The following is a 16,127-nucleotide window of genomic DNA, read 5'->3' as shown; positions in this document are numbered from 1 at the left end:
CCTCCAACCTTGTATTTACAGTTTGATCAAAAAGCATAGATAAAGAGTCCCGCTGCTGATACATTATTCAACCATATTTAGGGTTAATTTTCTCATTTAAAAGTATAAGCAACTCATTGAGTACTTAATTTGCAAAATTGTTAACTTTTACCCCAAAATAATAAATAAATATTAAAATATGTAACTTTTTATATAAAATACTAGCAGTTATATTTTTATGTATGCATAACAATATACATGCTAGTATTTTACCTCTTCTGTGCCTAAGACCTTCTGTCTAATTCTTAATTTTTTCTAGCCACATCCAGTTGAACCAAAGTGGTTGTACTTGTTTACTATTAAAGGTTATGATATACTTTCCGGGCTTATCGAATTTAAATTTGCCGATGCGGTTTTCGACAAATTCTTCTGTATAATTGTTTTCATTGGGCTCGACCACCATTTTGTTTGTAGGAGCAAAATTTCCTTCCAACCGCTGATTGGTCGTGCTGACTTCAAAAACACTATTTTCTTTATTGGGATTATGTGCTGAAAAATCGAGTGAGTAGACGCCAGCTTCGGGGATGGTTACCTCCCAATCGATCTTAGTATCCCCCGTCAGGATCGCATGCGTTGGATTTTTTCCATTATAGCGTACAATTTTGAGTCCTTGGTTGAGGCTATTGGTTGATTTCAATGAAAAGCCACCAAAGGTTGATTCTGAGACCGTATTTTTGTCTAGTTCCACCGGCCCATTAAAGGTTAATTTAACTTCTGAAACATAATGATCCGGCTGCGCGTCAGGCAATTGGATATGGATTAAACTGAGACTCTGATCAAATTTTAGTGCCGTTGATACACTTCCCTTCATCAGGGAAACCTGTTCTGGTGTCGATTTGATTCCTGTAATCCGAAGTGTATGGTCTAAGGGCCAATTAAAGACGTGTGCATACACGACTGTTTTTTGCCCTTCCTTTTTAGTTGTCAGGTAACCCCAATCGAACTGGTTGTTTTTTAGATCAAGGCCGGTGCTGCCGTAGATGCCCTCTCCGTATGTGTTTAACCAATTTCCGACTTCGTGCAGACGACTGACACTTTCGTAGGGCACTGTTCCATTGGCACGTGGTCCGATATTTAAGGTGAACCCGCCGTTGAGACTTACATTGGAGATTAAGGACTGGAAAATTTGACTGGTTGATTTCCATTCATTTTCCTGGCCATTGTATCCCCAAGAATGGGCAATCGTCCCAGGGGTTTCCCAGGGATGGTTAATATAATTGCTGCCAAATTGGTTGTCACCTAATGTCTCGAAATCCACATTCTCTGCATCCGTAGGAAGACCTAGACGTGAATTAATCAAGCAATTAGGTTGAAGTTCACGGATAAGTTTGACAACTTGAAGTAATTGTTCTTTTTTAATAATAGATTTTTGATAAGGGATCCACATGTCGAACCATATCAATGCAATATCGCCATAATTGGTCATCAGTTCGCGCAGTTGAGGGATGACTTTTTCTTGCCAATATTGATTGTATTGGGCATCGGTAACATGTCCCGACAGCTCCTGCTGATGGTTCCAACCGTATGGATGTTCCCAGTCAATCCAATGTGAATAATAAAAACCCAATTTCATGCCGTGCTTTCTACAGGCTACTGCAATATCTTTGATGACATCCCGATTGGAACCACTCAATTGTGGAAGGCTATAATGACCAACTTTTGTGTCCCAAAGAGCAACACCATCGTGATGTTTGGCGGTGATGATAATGTATTTCATCCCAGCTTCTTTTGCTAGAAGAACCCATTGCTCAGGATCTATTTTACTCCAGTCGAAACGTTTTGCCAAGGTACCGTATTCTTCTTTGGAGACGCGGTTGCGATATCTTAACCACTCGGCATAGTTATTCATATAACGCAAAGGTTCGCCCTTCCACATGCCTTCAGCAGCACTGTATAGTCCCCAATGAATGAACATGCCAAAGCGGGCATCTTTAAACCATGAGGCTTTTTCAGAAGTTTGTGCAAATAGTTTGGCCGAAATACTGAATAGCAATAATGACAGAATCAGTAGTCGCTTGATTGATGGTATCATAAAGGTTGTTCTGTTTTTTGACTTACAAGATAGGCAAAAAATCGAATATCGATCCTTAAATTGGTTTTGAAGTGGCTGTGAAGGATAAAATGTCGTCTGTAAAAAAGTGAAAACCCCTCGTATTTAAACGAAGGGTCTTTGTTTAGTATGAAAGCTTTAACGCGATTATTTCAAGTTAAAGGCCTGGATAATCTTTTTAAAAACGGCTGTATTGTTGTAGATGCCAATAAAATTTTGCGCACCTGGTCCATAAGCAAAGACAGGTACCATAATATTGGTATGATCATCGCTACTGAAATTGCCCCTAACAGTTCCCTTTTTATAATTGGCATCCAACAGGGATAGTCCTCCCGTTTCGTGATCTGCCGTGACAATGACGAGTGTTTCACCATCTTGATCCGCAAATTTTAGGGCTTCCCCGACAAGCCGATCAAAGTCATGCTGTTCGGTAACAACATAAGGGAGATCGTTGGCATGGGCTCCATAGTCAATCTGTGCACCCTCAGCCATGATAAAGAAGCCATTTTTATTTTTAGACAAAAGCTCAATCGTTTTTGAGAGGGAAGTTTTTAGCATTTCTCCCCGTCCATCGAGTATTCTTCTTGTCGCAGAATCCGCCAGGAGTACGAGCTGTTTGCCTGATGTCGCTTTTTCAAAATCACCTAAATTTTGCTGAAGCTGATAACCTTTTGCCGTCAGTTGCTTCATCAGCGTGTTATCCTTGTTGTTGAGGAAGCTTTCGCGACGGGATCCAACGAGAATATCCACATGGCTATTTTTGAAATCTGCCGCAATTTCCTGCGACATGGTCCGATCGATCTGATGTGCATAAAATGCAGCCGGAGTAGCATCTGTAATATCTCCCGCACTGATGATACCGCTTTTGATCCCGTGTTGAGCAAGTGTATCAGGAATAGCGCTCAACAATTTACCGTCTGCATCCACGCCAATGTAACGGTTATTGGTTTTATGTCCAGTAGCCAAAGCTGTCCCGCCCGCAGCGGAGTCTGTAAAATCCGAGTTGGATGCTTCGGTGCGCGAAAGACCAATATGTTTCATATTGATGATATTGGACTGACCAAAATTGGCACTTAAACCTGCTTGTATTTGGGCTAAGCCCATTCCATCACCAATAAGTAAAATAACATTCTTGACCTTGCTCGTTGCACCATCATTTTTATAGGTTGGCTGATAGGGAATGTAGGCCTTTGGATTTGCGTATTCGACTTTAGCGTTGTTTAAATAGAAATTCTTAAGTGCAGTAGGGTGGTCTGTATTGATCCAGTCTACCCCCATATGACCAAGCTCTTTCCAACTATTGGGACTATCTTTCGTAGCCCAAAAACGAAAGGGTTTACCTAATTTATGTGCTTTGTCTATTACAGCTTTCATCTTTTCAAGGTCGGGCGGAGTGGGAGTCCCTTTGCCATTCCAGACAGAATACTGCTTAATATCCTGACTGATCATCCCAATATGTTTGAGCTGTGCCGGCGTATAGTCTTTTTCCGGCCTACCATCAAAATAAATCATCGATGGATAATTGTCGAACTTTTCGGGCGGTGGGATTTCACCGCTGACGACGATTTTAATGGCGGAAGGATTTTTCTGCTGGTCGAAAACAGATTCGTTGCCCTTCAAATCGGCTAACAATTTAGACAATACCTGTTCGTAATTTTCCTTAATATCAATCACAAGCTGCAAGGTTTGCTCAGGTTTGGCATAAGGTTTATTGCCGTTCTCCTTAAAGAAGGCAATTAAAGGGTCGATGTAAAGTTTTTTTAACGTCTTCCCTGGTTTGATTTCGCTGCTTTCATGAGCAACGTAGAGCTCTCCATTGCGGTAGAAGACGTCCGCTTCGATAGAGCCCATTCCAGCATAGTAAGCCTCCAACAGCGGGATTTGTTGTTTGTAATCATTGTGGCTATGACCTGCATTGGCAGTCAGTTTCTGTTGTGCAGAAACTGACTGAATGCTTAGGCCGGCAAATAACAGCCACATTAATTTAGTGTTTTTTACCATCCTGCATTTTGTTTAATGACACCGGAACTGTTGTCGATCTCGCGTTGTGGAACTGCCCAGACATCATGTACTTGCGGATTGAAATTTCTAGCCGGCCAAATTACAGCACCATCAAAATCGTGTAGCGGTTTGGCATAGGTAGCTTGCGCATCGCCCCATCTGACCAAATCGCGGTGACGGTCTGCCCATTCACCAGCAAGTTCATTGCGGCGCTCACGTTTTAGGTCAGCAAGGGTCATTCCGCTTTTTGCGATTAAACCAGCTCTTTTTCTAATTTTATTTAATTCGGTATCACCAGCACCAGCGCCATTTAAATTAATGGCCGCCTCAGCTTTAATCAATAATACTTCGGCATAACGCATCAAGGGTACATTGAGGTCTGTAGTGCCGTTGTCACCATTTGGATTGACATGTGTTGGAATAGGGTTGGCATATGAAAATGGTTCCATGTACTTTTTGAACTGATAGTTCGAAGTCGCGCCACCGTCTTTAGTAAATGTACGTTCTGCGCCAAAAAACTGGAATTTGTCTCCTGGTTTCAAGATTGTTGCTTCACGACGCAAGTCACCTGTTTCAAAAGAATCGTAAAGTTCTTTTGTCGGCAGATAGTAACCCCAGCCGTTGTAAATTCCCCAAGCTTTGTTGGTCAACATCACACCTGGAAGTTTGCTGCCCCAGCCAGTACCACCACCATTTGGCGTACAGACCACCGACCAGATATATTCTTTGGACCAGTTGTTGGCGGCTTTAAACACATCCACAAAGTTGGTCAATAATTCATGTTTGCCCGAACTGATCACCATATCCGCGTACTTCGCTGCATTGGTATAATCTTTTTTGTACAGATATACTTTTGATAAATAGGCCCATGCAGCTGTTTTGTGGGCTTTACCATAATCGGTATCCTTCATCTCAGAAAAATAAGGAAGGTTGTCGGCCGCTTTTAATAGCAGTGAAATGATGTAATCGTAGTTTTCGTTAACGTTGTTTGCTCTGGCTACCGGAACGGAAGCATCTGTTTCAGGCGTAACAATAGGCACACCTGCCTTGTCGTTACCATAGTTTGCTGCCAGCTGAAAATAAACCAGGCCTGCATTGAAATAGGCGTCACCAATGATTTGTTTTTTTCGAGCTTCATCCATGGAGATATTGGGAACATTGATAATAATATCGTTGGCCCTTTTTATAATCGCATAACGCATGCTCCATTGAGATTCTGTATAACCGCCACCGATGTAATTGCGGTTGAAATTTTTGATATTGTCGGCTTCGGGTTTGTTACGTCCGGTCACCATGTCGTCACTGGCATTAATAAACCAGAACATTCCACGACCATAATAATCCTCTTCGTTGTACTTTTCATACATACCGGCTTCTGCTTTAATCGCATCTTGTTCCGTTTTCCAGAAATTCTGTGCAGAAGGGGAGCCCTCTGGCGTTATATCTAACTGTTTGTTGCACGATGCAAAAAATGCTAGTGCAGCTATTGCAAGGTATTTTATATTCGTTTTCATTTTTTTTTTTTTTTAGGGCTGATAAGTATAACTCATCTGCATTGTTTTAAGATTAGAAATTGACATTTAAACCAATAATAAAGCTTCGGGCTTGTGGATAACGGCCGACATCAAGACCATTGTTATCCATCCCAATTTCTGGGTCAAAACCTGTATATTTTGTAATGGTGAACAGATTATTGGCTGTTGCATAAATGCGTACGTTGCCCGTCTTAAATTTGCTTGCAATTGATTTTGGTAAAGTGTAGCCTAATGTAACGTTACGAATGCGGAGGTAAGAACCGTTTTCAATGTAAAAATCAGATGCATTGAAGTTTCCGTTAGCATCTGAGGTGGAAATGATTGGCACTTTACCATTTGGATTTTCTGGAGACCAGGCATCCAAAATACCCGTTAACTTATTGTAAGAAGGGCCGCTTGCACTATACGTTGTTCTTTTGATAGCGTTGAAAAGCTTGTTGCCTTGAACCCCCTGAGCAAAAATATTGAAATCAAAATCCTTATAATTCGCATTAAAGCTCAATCCATAAGAGAAATCCGGGTATGCACTGCCCGCAAAATAACGATCTTCAGGTCCGATTGAACCATTGCCATCAATGTCTACAAATTTGAAATCTCCCGCTTTTGCATTCGGCTGAATTTTTTGTCCATTGGCGTTTTTGTAATTATCAGCTTCGGCCTGACTCTGGAAGATACCATCTGTTTTGAGCACATAGTAGCTGTAGAGCGGTTGACCGACGGTAATAGAGAGCGGAGCCAATTCATTTCTGAAATTAGTACCCACAGCAATGGTGTTCAAGCCCGGTGCTAATTCTTCAACCTTGTTGTTTAATTTGGTTAAGGTTGCATTGATGGAATATGTAAAGTCGGAATTTCTTGAACTATTGTAGGTCAATCCTAGCTCAATACCCCTGTCTTTGACTAAACCCGCGTTGATCGTTTGACTATTTAAGCCTGCTGTACCTGGTAGTGAACGGGTTAAGATCATTTTATTTGTTTCCTTAATAAAATAATCGGCGACTAAGTTAAAATGGTTGAAAATTCCCAAATCTAAACCTATATTAGTCTGTTTACTTTCAGCCCAAGTGAGGTTCTTGTTGGCCAGAATCGTTTGTACGTATCCTTTTTGTAAGGTCGGTGTTTGACCGAAATAACTTTGTGTCGATGCTAGTAGCGGGTTGACAGCTGCAGCTGACAAACTACCGAGATTACCTAAAATACCATAGCTACCGCGTAATTTTAATTGATCTAACCAGGTTGCTGATTTTAAAAACTCTTCTTTGCTGATTACCCATCCTGCTGATGCAGAAGCGTAGTTTTTAAATCTATTTTCCTTTGTCAACATGGATGACCCATCCCGTCTACCAATCAACGATAGTAAATACTTATCATTGTAACTGTAATTTGCTCGTAAGAATAGCGAAGATATTGCTGTTGAAGCGTAGCCACTTTCTGAAGGTTGAATGGTATTGGCATTTGTTAAATAACGGTATTGTTTGGACTCATCATCAAAGCCTGCCCCGGAAGTATACAGATAGGTGTTTTTTGTCTTTTGGAAGGTATAACCACCGGTTAGGTCAATTTGATGCTTGTCGAAAGAAGTTTTGTAATTTAAAACTTGTTCTGCAAGGATATCGTTTGCATCATCAGCTCGTTCAACTAGACTATTGCTCAAAACGGGTTTGCCTATTTCCGGACGTCGTGGTGTAAAACTTTTATATCTAGCGTTTGATTTAGTAATACTTAAGTTGGATCTGAATGTTAAGCCTTTTGCCAATTGGATGCTCGCATAAGGATTGACAACAAGGACATTGACCGGATTGTTGATGTCGATGCGCATCAGTTCGGCAACAGGGTTAATGATATCACCGTAATCGCCCGGGAATGGCCCTGGTAGACCGGCGAAGCTTCCGTCTGCATTGTAAGGGGTTCCATTGGTTGGATAATAAATGGCAGATAATAGCGCTCCTGTATAATCGCTGCTCGTATTGGCACCATTTCCATTGGTACTGCTGTAGGATAAGTTTTCACCAACTTTCAACCAAGGGGTGAGTTGATGTTCTGAATTTATCCGGAAATTATAGCGCTTGGTTTTCGTATTTAGGACAATACCTTCGGCATTGCGGTAATTGAAACTGAGGTAAAAACTAGATTTTTCGCTACCACCATTAATTGCAGCATTGTAATCCTGTAGTGCTGCATTTCTAAAAACTTCATCCATCCAGTTTGTTTTGGTCACTAGACCCTCTGGGTATTTGGCTGGATCAAAAGCAGGTAGGATCGTAGTTCCACCATTTTTTGCAGCTGTTGCAGCGACTTCGGCACGTTGTTCGGCATTTAGCGGCTGTAATTTTCGCCAAGCGCTTTGTTGGCCTAACTTGGCATCAACGCTAATTTGCATCTGTCCTTTTTTTCCTTTTTTAGTGGTGATCAGTACCACACCACCAGAAGCTCTGGCACCATAGATCGCTGCAGAAGCATCCTTTAATACGGAAATAGACTCAATGTCGTTGGGATTTAATTGTGGAGTACCTAGGAAAATGGAACCATCAATAACATAGAGTACACTTTCACCATTGATACCACCAGCACCGCGGATATTGATACGGGGCGAAGCAGTTGGGTCACCACCTTCGTTTGTGACAATAACACCTGGTGATTTACCGGCCAATACTTCGCCAACGCTGTTGACAGACCTAGACGATAATTTGTCAAGTGAAACCAAGCTTACAGCGCCCGTTAATGTCTCTTTTTTCTGCGTTCCATAACCAACAACAACAACTTCGGATAGGGTCGAACGTTCTTCGCTTAGCGTTACATTAATAACTTCATTTTCGCCAACTGCGACTTCCTTGGAATGGAATCCGACCATCGAAAAAGAAAGTACAGCTTGCGGTCCTGCCTCGATTCGGAAGGCTCCTTTTGTATCTGTTGTCGTTCCAACCTGCGTACCAACTACTTTTACAGAAACACCTGCGATTGCAGTTCCCAATGTGTCCCGTACAAAACCTGTCACGATACGATCTGCCTTCATGTTTGCTTGTGTGTTCAAGATCACATAGTCCTCTTTTTCCACCGCATTGATTCCAAGCTTATTCAAAAGAGAGCGAACTGGTTCAGTTTTAAAACTGCCGCTTAAGACCGTGTTACGTTCTTGCAATAGATCAGGATTGTAAACAAAATGAAGGCCTGAAAGACTCTCGATTTTGTGTAGAATCACATCGAGTTTCTCGCCCTTGCTTATTTTGATGTTTACACTGCTTTTGTCCAGACGTTGGGCCATGCTTGGGGAGGCCATCAATGAACTGCAGAATACCGAAGTAATCGAAAATGCGATGCAGGGATACTTCATGATCCGATAAAAAGAGAATTCTCTTTTGAATGCAGGTGTTTTCATTTTTTTGTAATGATTAGGTAATGAATTACGCATGGTGACTAAGATGTTTTAGGTAAATTTTTAGACATTATTTGTGGACTTTAAATATTTTATCCTTTTCAATCGTACTGTACTTGAGGTGATGTAGGCTGCAGATGATATCCAGTATTTCTGCCGGATTTTGTGTGCTATTGAATGTAGCTGTTGTTTTTAAAGGCGAAAGTGAAGTGTCTTTTAAGATAATTTCGATGTTGTAGACATATTCCAGTCTTTTTACCACCTCCTTAAGTGGTGTTCCATCAAACGCAATGGCTACGGCTGTATTTTTTTCTACTAGGTTGCGCGATGATTGTTTGGTCTCTTTATCATAGCGTAGACTTTGGTTTTTGGTTAATATGCCGAGGATCTTATCATTTTGCTCCACAGCAACCTTACCCGTAGCGACGGTGACTTCGACTTGATCGGAAGCCTGATAAGCTTTTATCCGAAAAGAGGTTCCTAATACTTTAACTGCTAGCTTCGATGCAAGCTGTACCTGAAATGGATGCTTCTCGTCGTGGGCAATGGCAAAGAAGGCTTCCCCCTCAGTAAGTGCTATTTCACGGATATTGCCCTTGAAATTACTTGGATAGCTGATTTTTGAAGATGGTTCGAGGATAATTTCCGAACCATCTGCCAAGACAATCTTTTTATGTTCCCCTGCAAGGGTTGTTGTGACGATCTGCGCAGATGCTGCGATAGGCTGATTATTTACTTTCCAATAAAGAAGTCCTATGGAAGCAATCATTAAAATAGCGGCTGCTATTTTGAATACAGGTGAATACAGCCGGGAAGGTCGTTTACTTCCCTTTTCTGAAATACTGGACTGAATATTGGCCAATAATTGTTCGCGCAGTGCAGCTTTTCGTTCCTGCGGAACTTTTTTTGCAGCGTTGTCCAGTTGGGCGTACCAATCTTCGACTTGCTTAATCTCGGTGGCGGTAGCCTCTCCATTTAAATATTTTTGCAGTAACTGCTTTGCTTTTTCTTCCCTCATTTGAATACATGTCACTTCAAATGGGAAATGGTACTAGTCGAAAATATTAGGAGTATATTAAATTATTGTTAACACTCAAAAAAATGGAGGAACTGCCTAAGAGAGGCTTTTTTTGAGCAGTTTCATGGCCGAGGTAATTTGATTCTTGACAGTTTGTACGGAGACATTTAGCTCGCTCGCAATTTCCTTGATAGACTTTTCTTGCTTTCGGCTCATGGTGACGACCAGTCGCATACGTTCGGGAAGCAGCATCAAAGCTTCTTCAACTTTTTGCTGCGCGTCTTTTAGGATCAGTAGGTCGTCCGCTGAATCCGCATATCGTTGGTTCATTAAAGTCGCTAGTTCGGCTTTATGTCCATCTTTAACTGTCGTATTCCGAAAATGGTTGATTACTTTGAATTTGACAGCCCCATGTAGATAGGCTGCGAGACCACCAGATATGATGACCTGCTCACGGTGTTCCCACAGCGAAATGAAGATTTCCTGGGTAATGTCCTGAGCCACATTTTCGTCGCCTATTTTCTTAAAAGCTGCATCAAATATGGCTTCCCAGTACAGATTAAAAATCTGTTCCATGGCAAAGTGGTCACCTCGCTTTAATGATGCTATCAATAATTCGCTCACAAGATCAGTTTTAATTGGACAAAGCTAATAACTCAGTATTCCTTTAAAGTTAATAAATCTTAAAGAGTATATTTTGTCTGTTATAAATTAATCTTGGTAATTTTTGCTGAGATTGAGCGGTATTTTTTATTCTTTATATTCCTTGCCCGTAGCAATGTTAATAAAATAGCCATCGTCCCGATTGCGCTCATTTTTATGTTGTACCCACCCGTTGGGATTGATGGTCATGTAGCTTTTGTTGCCGATTCGTTGTTTTGTTTTGTTGTTGTATAAAGTATAGCGACCATCTTTATGCTCCTGTAATGCAAAGATTTGTCGTTTACCATCTAAGTTTTCAATATGTTCGAAATCGGGGTTTATATCCCAAGTCTTTTTACTTGAATTCCATAGGCCTTTTGTAGGTTCTAGATCACCTCGTTTTACATCAATTAAATAAAGATCTTCTGATGAATCGATGTACTTTATTTTTCCGGTCTTCCAATTCTTTTCCAGGGCATTCGAGGTGAGTAACATGTGTTTGTCTGGCCAGACCAAATTACCCACCTGATCCAGGATATAGAAGTTCGAGGCTTTGATGGTGTCCAATAAGTTGCCATCTTTATCCATATATAGCCAATCATAAGCCCAGATGGCATGATCGTAGTTAAATCTTCCTAGAATAAAATAGGGCGAATTAGTCACCGAATAAACTAAGGATATTTCTTTTAGAAAGGCAATCTGTGTCACATTGGCTTGTCTAATTTGTTTTGGAAAAGCTTTGTCGTATTGTGGAAAGGCATATATGCTGCCTGTATTATTGTCCTTTAGTAGTTTGGGAATTGCTGGGCTGTAGCGCTCCTGATTGATAGAATCGAGCTGTATGGCCTCATTTTTCCAAAGAAGGTCTATTTTGTCTATGCCTGTCAAAGCGGATAAAACCGGTTTTTTGCTTCGGATATCAAGGATGGCAAAACTGTTTGCTGATGCTGGAATATAACGTCCGTTTTCCAAGGGCATTTCAATGTGTTCTTCTATTTTCTTAAGTTTTTGATCTTTTAGCAGATACAGGTTCCCATTGAGGATCAGGTGCTTGTCGTCTAAGGGGTAAGTTGCAAGGTTATATTGGTTCTCATCGTAAGGAATATCTTTTTTGAGCAGAATCTGATTACTTTCCAATACCCGTATTTCAAGCTTGACATAAGTAGCTGTTTTCTTGATATAACTGCTTAGGATATTCCAGTCCCATTTCCAGAAGGGCAATTTCTTTTCATATTCCTGGCGTTTCATCAGAAGAGTCAGCTGCTTGAGGTCTAAGAGCTGTAAATCTGTGTCGGAATAATGTTCGATAAATTCACCTTTGCTGTTAATGATCCCCGTTTGATCCTTTTCATTGGCTACCAGTGCATATCCTGTGGACGTGAAAGGCTGAGCCCAATGGAACTCTTGGGATAGCTTCTTCTGGAATGCACTGTCGACAAAGACAAACTGCTTGTTTTTGGTTTGATAGGGAATCCATTTAACCCGGTCATTTTTTGTGTTTATGGCGGATTCCTGTGCACATGCCGTGATACATAGCATAGTTGTTATACTTAGCAATAATGATTTGATCATCCTTTTTTCTATAAATTGAACCTGGTTGTTTGTAAGTAGCCCGTGTATTGCTGCGGTTACTAGCTTGTTGATTACAGGTATTTAAACTATACGCTTACTAAACCATTGGGTTTGGAAGCTAAAGTAGGGGAAACAATCGTTAGAAAAATAGCCGATTTCAGTGATTATCTTGAAGATTCAAAAGGAAGGGAATTTTTCCTTTGCTGGATTTGTAAATTATCGTCAAGAGAGGCCAATAATGAATATGCTTTTTCCTTTGAGCCGATTAGATTTTTAAATCGGCTCAATATGTATAACTGGCAATATAAAGAGTGGCCTAATTTGAGCAGGGAATTGAAGGTTTTATTGGCGGGATGACTGCAAAAAAATATATCTCTATTACACGGACCTCAAAAGCTACTGCGACTAGGGATCTGCAAAGGTTGCAGGAACTGGGGATAGTTGAACAGTTGGGACATGGGAGATCTGTACGGTACGAACTCATACTTTCTTAACCCCGGGCATAAAGTCCTCGGTGCTTCTATTACTTTTTAGTAACCGGAACCAAAATAACCTCCCCTTTATTGGTTTGATACCAGTATCTGTTGCCAAGGTCATCTTCGAAATCATGGTTCACCCGGGATTTATCCACCTTTTTGAAACTTTTTACATCTGGTCCGTTGAATATTTTATTGCCAATGAAAATATGTTTGGCATCCTTGGCAACGGCAAACTTGAGGACCTCAAAAGTCTTTGGATCTGCTTCTGAAAATATCTGTTGCTTATAATAGACATGATTTTTGTCGCGTGACCAAGTGGCGTTTCCGTTTGATTCTTCTAATAATTCAAAGCTGCCCGCATCGACCGCAGGGTATCCAAATTTCTTTCCCGAAATAACTATCAATTGGTCAATGATTACTGTTTTCTCATTAAGGAATTTGATTTCCTTTGACGAAGGAATATCGATTTCCAACAGACCGATACGTTGATAAGGTTCATAATAAAGCAACTTTTTACCATCCAGTAGGGTATATGCTGCATTGAGCGCCTCAATCTTATCTGTTTTATAGTGGATCGAAAGAATACCTTTGTCCGTAACAACATAAAGCTGATTTTTATCTTTTACAAAGTTGCTGTTGACAACGCTGAAAGTCGCATAGTCGACGTGAAGGGGTTGATACTTATAAAAGTAATGTGCTTTGTCTTTAGCTAGTGCCGGCAGTTGATCATATAACGTCGTATAAGTTGCCGGATCGGCTCCATCAATAATGGTGAGCTGGTTTTGGCTGCAATCGGAAGTAGCCGAAGCAAAACCTTCAAACTTGAATACGTGTCGTTGATCGACAGGAATCCTGTTTTTCAGTTGAAAGGTCTTTACGTCGACGAGTTGTTGGGGGCAGCCCATGAAATAGAGGTGATCTTTATCGCGGGCATAGACATCTTTAATCACTGAAAAACTAGCTACATCGGCAACGGTCTTTCTCGACCCTCTTTCAAAACCATTGCCGCCCGGTATAAAATAAATTGCACCGCTCTTTTTGTAGTAAGCTTCAGACAAAGGACTCACTTGCTCTTTGCAGGAAAAGAGCAGACCTATCAAAGCACTTATTAGTCCCATTTTTAAGCTATTTTTCATAACTGTCAATGCTATGTTCTATAGCAATTATAAAAGATCTATTCGGCTAAAGATAACAGAAGTATATAAGTAATCTATCGATTGTTTACAATTCGCTTCTCGCCATTTATAATTCGTGTATTTAAAGCACTATTGGATTTTCTTATTGGCTATTTTTAAACATACAAAAGTGAAATCTAAAAAATAATTTGTTTTAAAATTGTTAATTTATATATTTGTATATATTAACTATATAATTGTATTGTTATTGTTTTTCTTGTAATTGAATTACAAAGTGTTTAGTTACCAAATTACCAGCGGTAGCTCATCACTTTTTCATGAAGTGAAAGTTTCGATACATTTTTAATTGTGGTGCTGGTATTTCCTAAAAAACCAAGGGGCGAACGTCTAGCTATTAAAACGTGTTGAACCCTATGTAGTCTCCTTGGATATTATACTATCTTTTTTACAAATTAAGTATTGATTATTTGCAATAATAGTCTGTAACAGTTTGACCTGTTGGTCTGTTTTATTGCGCCAATTTTTTAACCTTAAATCATTTAGTATGGAAATTAATAGCCAATTAATTATTGATCGGCTTTCCCAGCGTATGGATCTCGATTGTGCCTATGTCGTTAAATATCAATTTCTCGATCAGGAATCCCATCATTTAGTTTTAGCGCTTAAACCCGTGAGTGGACTTTCACACAAAGTGCTAAAACCTATTGTGGAGTTGTGCTTGATGGATCAGGAGAACATTTCATTTGAATTGATTTTTGCGCCAGAATTGAAGAATAAAATAAAGCTTGGGAGCTTATTTTATTGTTATGCGATCTTGCCTCAGCATGAGATTTTTAGTAGTACACGAAGTAGTTCTGTCATCAGTAAAGGAAAGGAAATACGTGGCATATTGGATCTCTCGGAAAAGTATTATGAGAAGGCGACCGCTGTATCCGCGGAGTTTTTACAGGGAGCACAAACATTTGCAGAAATAGCCAATTATCCGCGTGCTTTATTTATGGTTCACCAAAGTTTGGAAAGTCATTTGAAACTGCTTCAGGTAATGGTAGAAGGTAAGGGAAATAATGTACATAGTCTTGACAGTCGAATTCGGAGCCTGCATACGCATTTTCCGATGTTCAAATCGGTCTTTATGGGCGAGACAGACGAAGATAAGATGCGTTTTGCATTACTGGATAGTTCTTTTAATGCTGTTAATCAAAATAGAGACCTGGATATTTCGGCCGTAGATGCTTCGCAACTATATGATCGTTGTCTCGTATTGCAGGCTGCAATAGAAAAGTTGTTTCGCTACTTTACGGAAGCTTTACAGGCTGTATACGATGCGCTTGTGACGGCAGAAGGTGCTACGCAAGCGGCGCTAGAAAAGAGCAAGCTGGCTAAAATGAAGGAACAAGAGCAAGTCGAAGCTGGTGCAGACTTTCATAGTTTCCCCTGGCCAGCGCAGTATCAGAGCGATGTACAGGAGTTGTTGCATCAGATCCGTCAGGAAAATAATCCCGAACAAATGATGTTGCTCAATTATTATGTCAGCGATACTCATGGAAAAGGGCTGTTTGACTTTCCTCGTCAGGAAAATGGAAAAGCCGAGATCTATCTTGTTGTGATAAAAAAGAAATTGGGTCACTGTCACTTTCGAAAAGTCGCTTACGGTCAAGTTACTGCAGTTGTAGCTTTTTTGAATACGGACTTTCTGGAGACAAAACTCAACGAAGGTAGTCGATTCTCTCATATCATCTGGAATGAATCTGTTGTTCTCTACCGCCATTCGCGTTATAAACCGACTTATTCGGTTGTGCCTGTCGATTGGCATAGTACCTTATTTAAAATCTCAATTTCATGGGGGCGGAATTCAAAACTCATGCAGGATCTTTTGGCTGTTTTTTCTTCTGAAAACCTTTCTAGTGCCCAATTGGCTGTATTATTCTTAAATCAGTTGACTTCTATTGGATTATACAGCTATCTGTATCTCCGAATCGGTTATGCACCGATGAATGTCACCATTGCAGACCTCGTGGATTGGACCTGTATCTGTGATAAAAAGGTGAAAGAATTTTTTACAACAAGAAGTGAGGTTGAGGAAATATTGAATGCAGAGCTGTTAAAACACATGAAAGGGCGGGTCTATGAGCTTCCTGCACAATTGGCTCAGCTTGATATGGACTACTTTAAGTCAAAAGCGAAGGAAATTACGGATTTCTTTGTCGATCTCTGCGATCAGAGCATACGGTATATGGAGTTGAAATCTGAGGTTAAGTCCAATAAACAATAAAGGAGGATTT

At 40.4% G+C, this 16,127-nt stretch carries 10 protein-coding genes; 2 read left to right on the top strand and 8 right to left on the bottom strand.

Annotated elements, in window-relative coordinates:
• Positions 1 to 277 precede the first annotated feature (277 nt).
• From AAW12_RS13630 to AAW12_RS13600, 7 genes are all read right to left on the bottom strand, one after another.
• Complete coding sequence (locus AAW12_RS13630; protein ID WP_231585268.1) at positions 278 to 2,071, bottom strand: alpha-L-fucosidase; 1,794 nt, start codon at positions 2,069 to 2,071, stop codon at positions 278 to 280.
• Positions 2,072 to 2,236: 165 nt separating this feature from the next.
• On the bottom strand, positions 2,237 to 4,090 hold the full coding sequence (locus AAW12_RS13625; protein ID WP_046674179.1) for an alkaline phosphatase: 1,854 nt from the start codon (positions 4,088 to 4,090) through the stop codon (positions 2,237 to 2,239).
• The gene (locus AAW12_RS13620; protein WP_046674178.1) at positions 4,084 to 5,604 is read right to left on the bottom strand and encodes a RagB/SusD family nutrient uptake outer membrane protein; all 1,521 of its coding nucleotides are present in this window, start codon (positions 5,602 to 5,604) and stop codon (positions 4,084 to 4,086) included. Before AAW12_RS13620 ends, AAW12_RS13625 begins: the two co-directional genes overlap by 7 nt.
• Positions 5,605 to 5,656: 52 nt before the next feature.
• Positions 5,657 to 9,001, bottom strand: a complete 3,345-nt coding sequence (locus AAW12_RS13615; protein ID WP_231585267.1) for a SusC/RagA family TonB-linked outer membrane protein — start codon at positions 8,999 to 9,001, stop codon at positions 5,657 to 5,659.
• 67 nt (positions 9,002 to 9,068) lie between these two features.
• The gene (locus tag AAW12_RS13610) at positions 9,069 to 10,016 is read right to left on the bottom strand and encodes a FecR family protein (RefSeq protein ID WP_046674177.1); all 948 of its coding nucleotides are present in this window, start codon (positions 10,014 to 10,016) and stop codon (positions 9,069 to 9,071) included.
• 96 nt (positions 10,017 to 10,112) lie between these two features.
• Entirely contained in the window at positions 10,113 to 10,640 is a 528-nt protein-coding gene (locus AAW12_RS13605) for an RNA polymerase sigma-70 factor (RefSeq protein WP_156167646.1), read from the bottom strand.
• Positions 10,641 to 10,766: 126 nt separating this feature from the next.
• Entirely contained in the window at positions 10,767 to 12,230 is a 1,464-nt protein-coding gene (locus AAW12_RS13600) for a hypothetical protein (protein ID WP_053003680.1), read from the bottom strand.
• 353 nt (positions 12,231 to 12,583) lie between these two features.
• Between AAW12_RS13600 and AAW12_RS26825 the strand changes: the two genes are divergently transcribed.
• Positions 12,584 to 12,724: a hypothetical protein gene (locus AAW12_RS26825; RefSeq protein WP_376746074.1), complete on the top strand. Its 141-nt coding sequence runs from the start codon at positions 12,584 to 12,586 to the stop codon at positions 12,722 to 12,724.
• 29 nt (positions 12,725 to 12,753) lie between these two features.
• On the opposite strand, the gene AAW12_RS13590 is transcribed toward AAW12_RS26825, so the two are convergent.
• Positions 12,754 to 13,827: a DKNYY domain-containing protein gene (locus tag AAW12_RS13590; protein WP_197084034.1), complete on the bottom strand. Its 1,074-nt coding sequence runs from the start codon at positions 13,825 to 13,827 to the stop codon at positions 12,754 to 12,756.
• Between the two features lie 562 nt (positions 13,828 to 14,389).
• On the opposite strand from AAW12_RS13590, the gene AAW12_RS13585 reads away from it, so the two are divergent.
• Positions 14,390 to 16,117, top strand: coding sequence for a hypothetical protein (locus AAW12_RS13585; protein WP_046674173.1), 1,728 nt, complete (start codon positions 14,390 to 14,392; stop codon positions 16,115 to 16,117).
• Positions 16,118 to 16,127: the final 10 nt, after the last annotated feature.

The organism is Sphingobacterium sp. Ag1 (genome assembly GCF_000988325.1).
Taxonomy (GTDB): Bacteria; Bacteroidota; Bacteroidia; order Sphingobacteriales; family Sphingobacteriaceae; genus Sphingobacterium.
The sequence above is the reverse complement of the archived record's forward strand: the minus strand, read 5'-3'. Positions and strand labels throughout refer to the sequence as shown.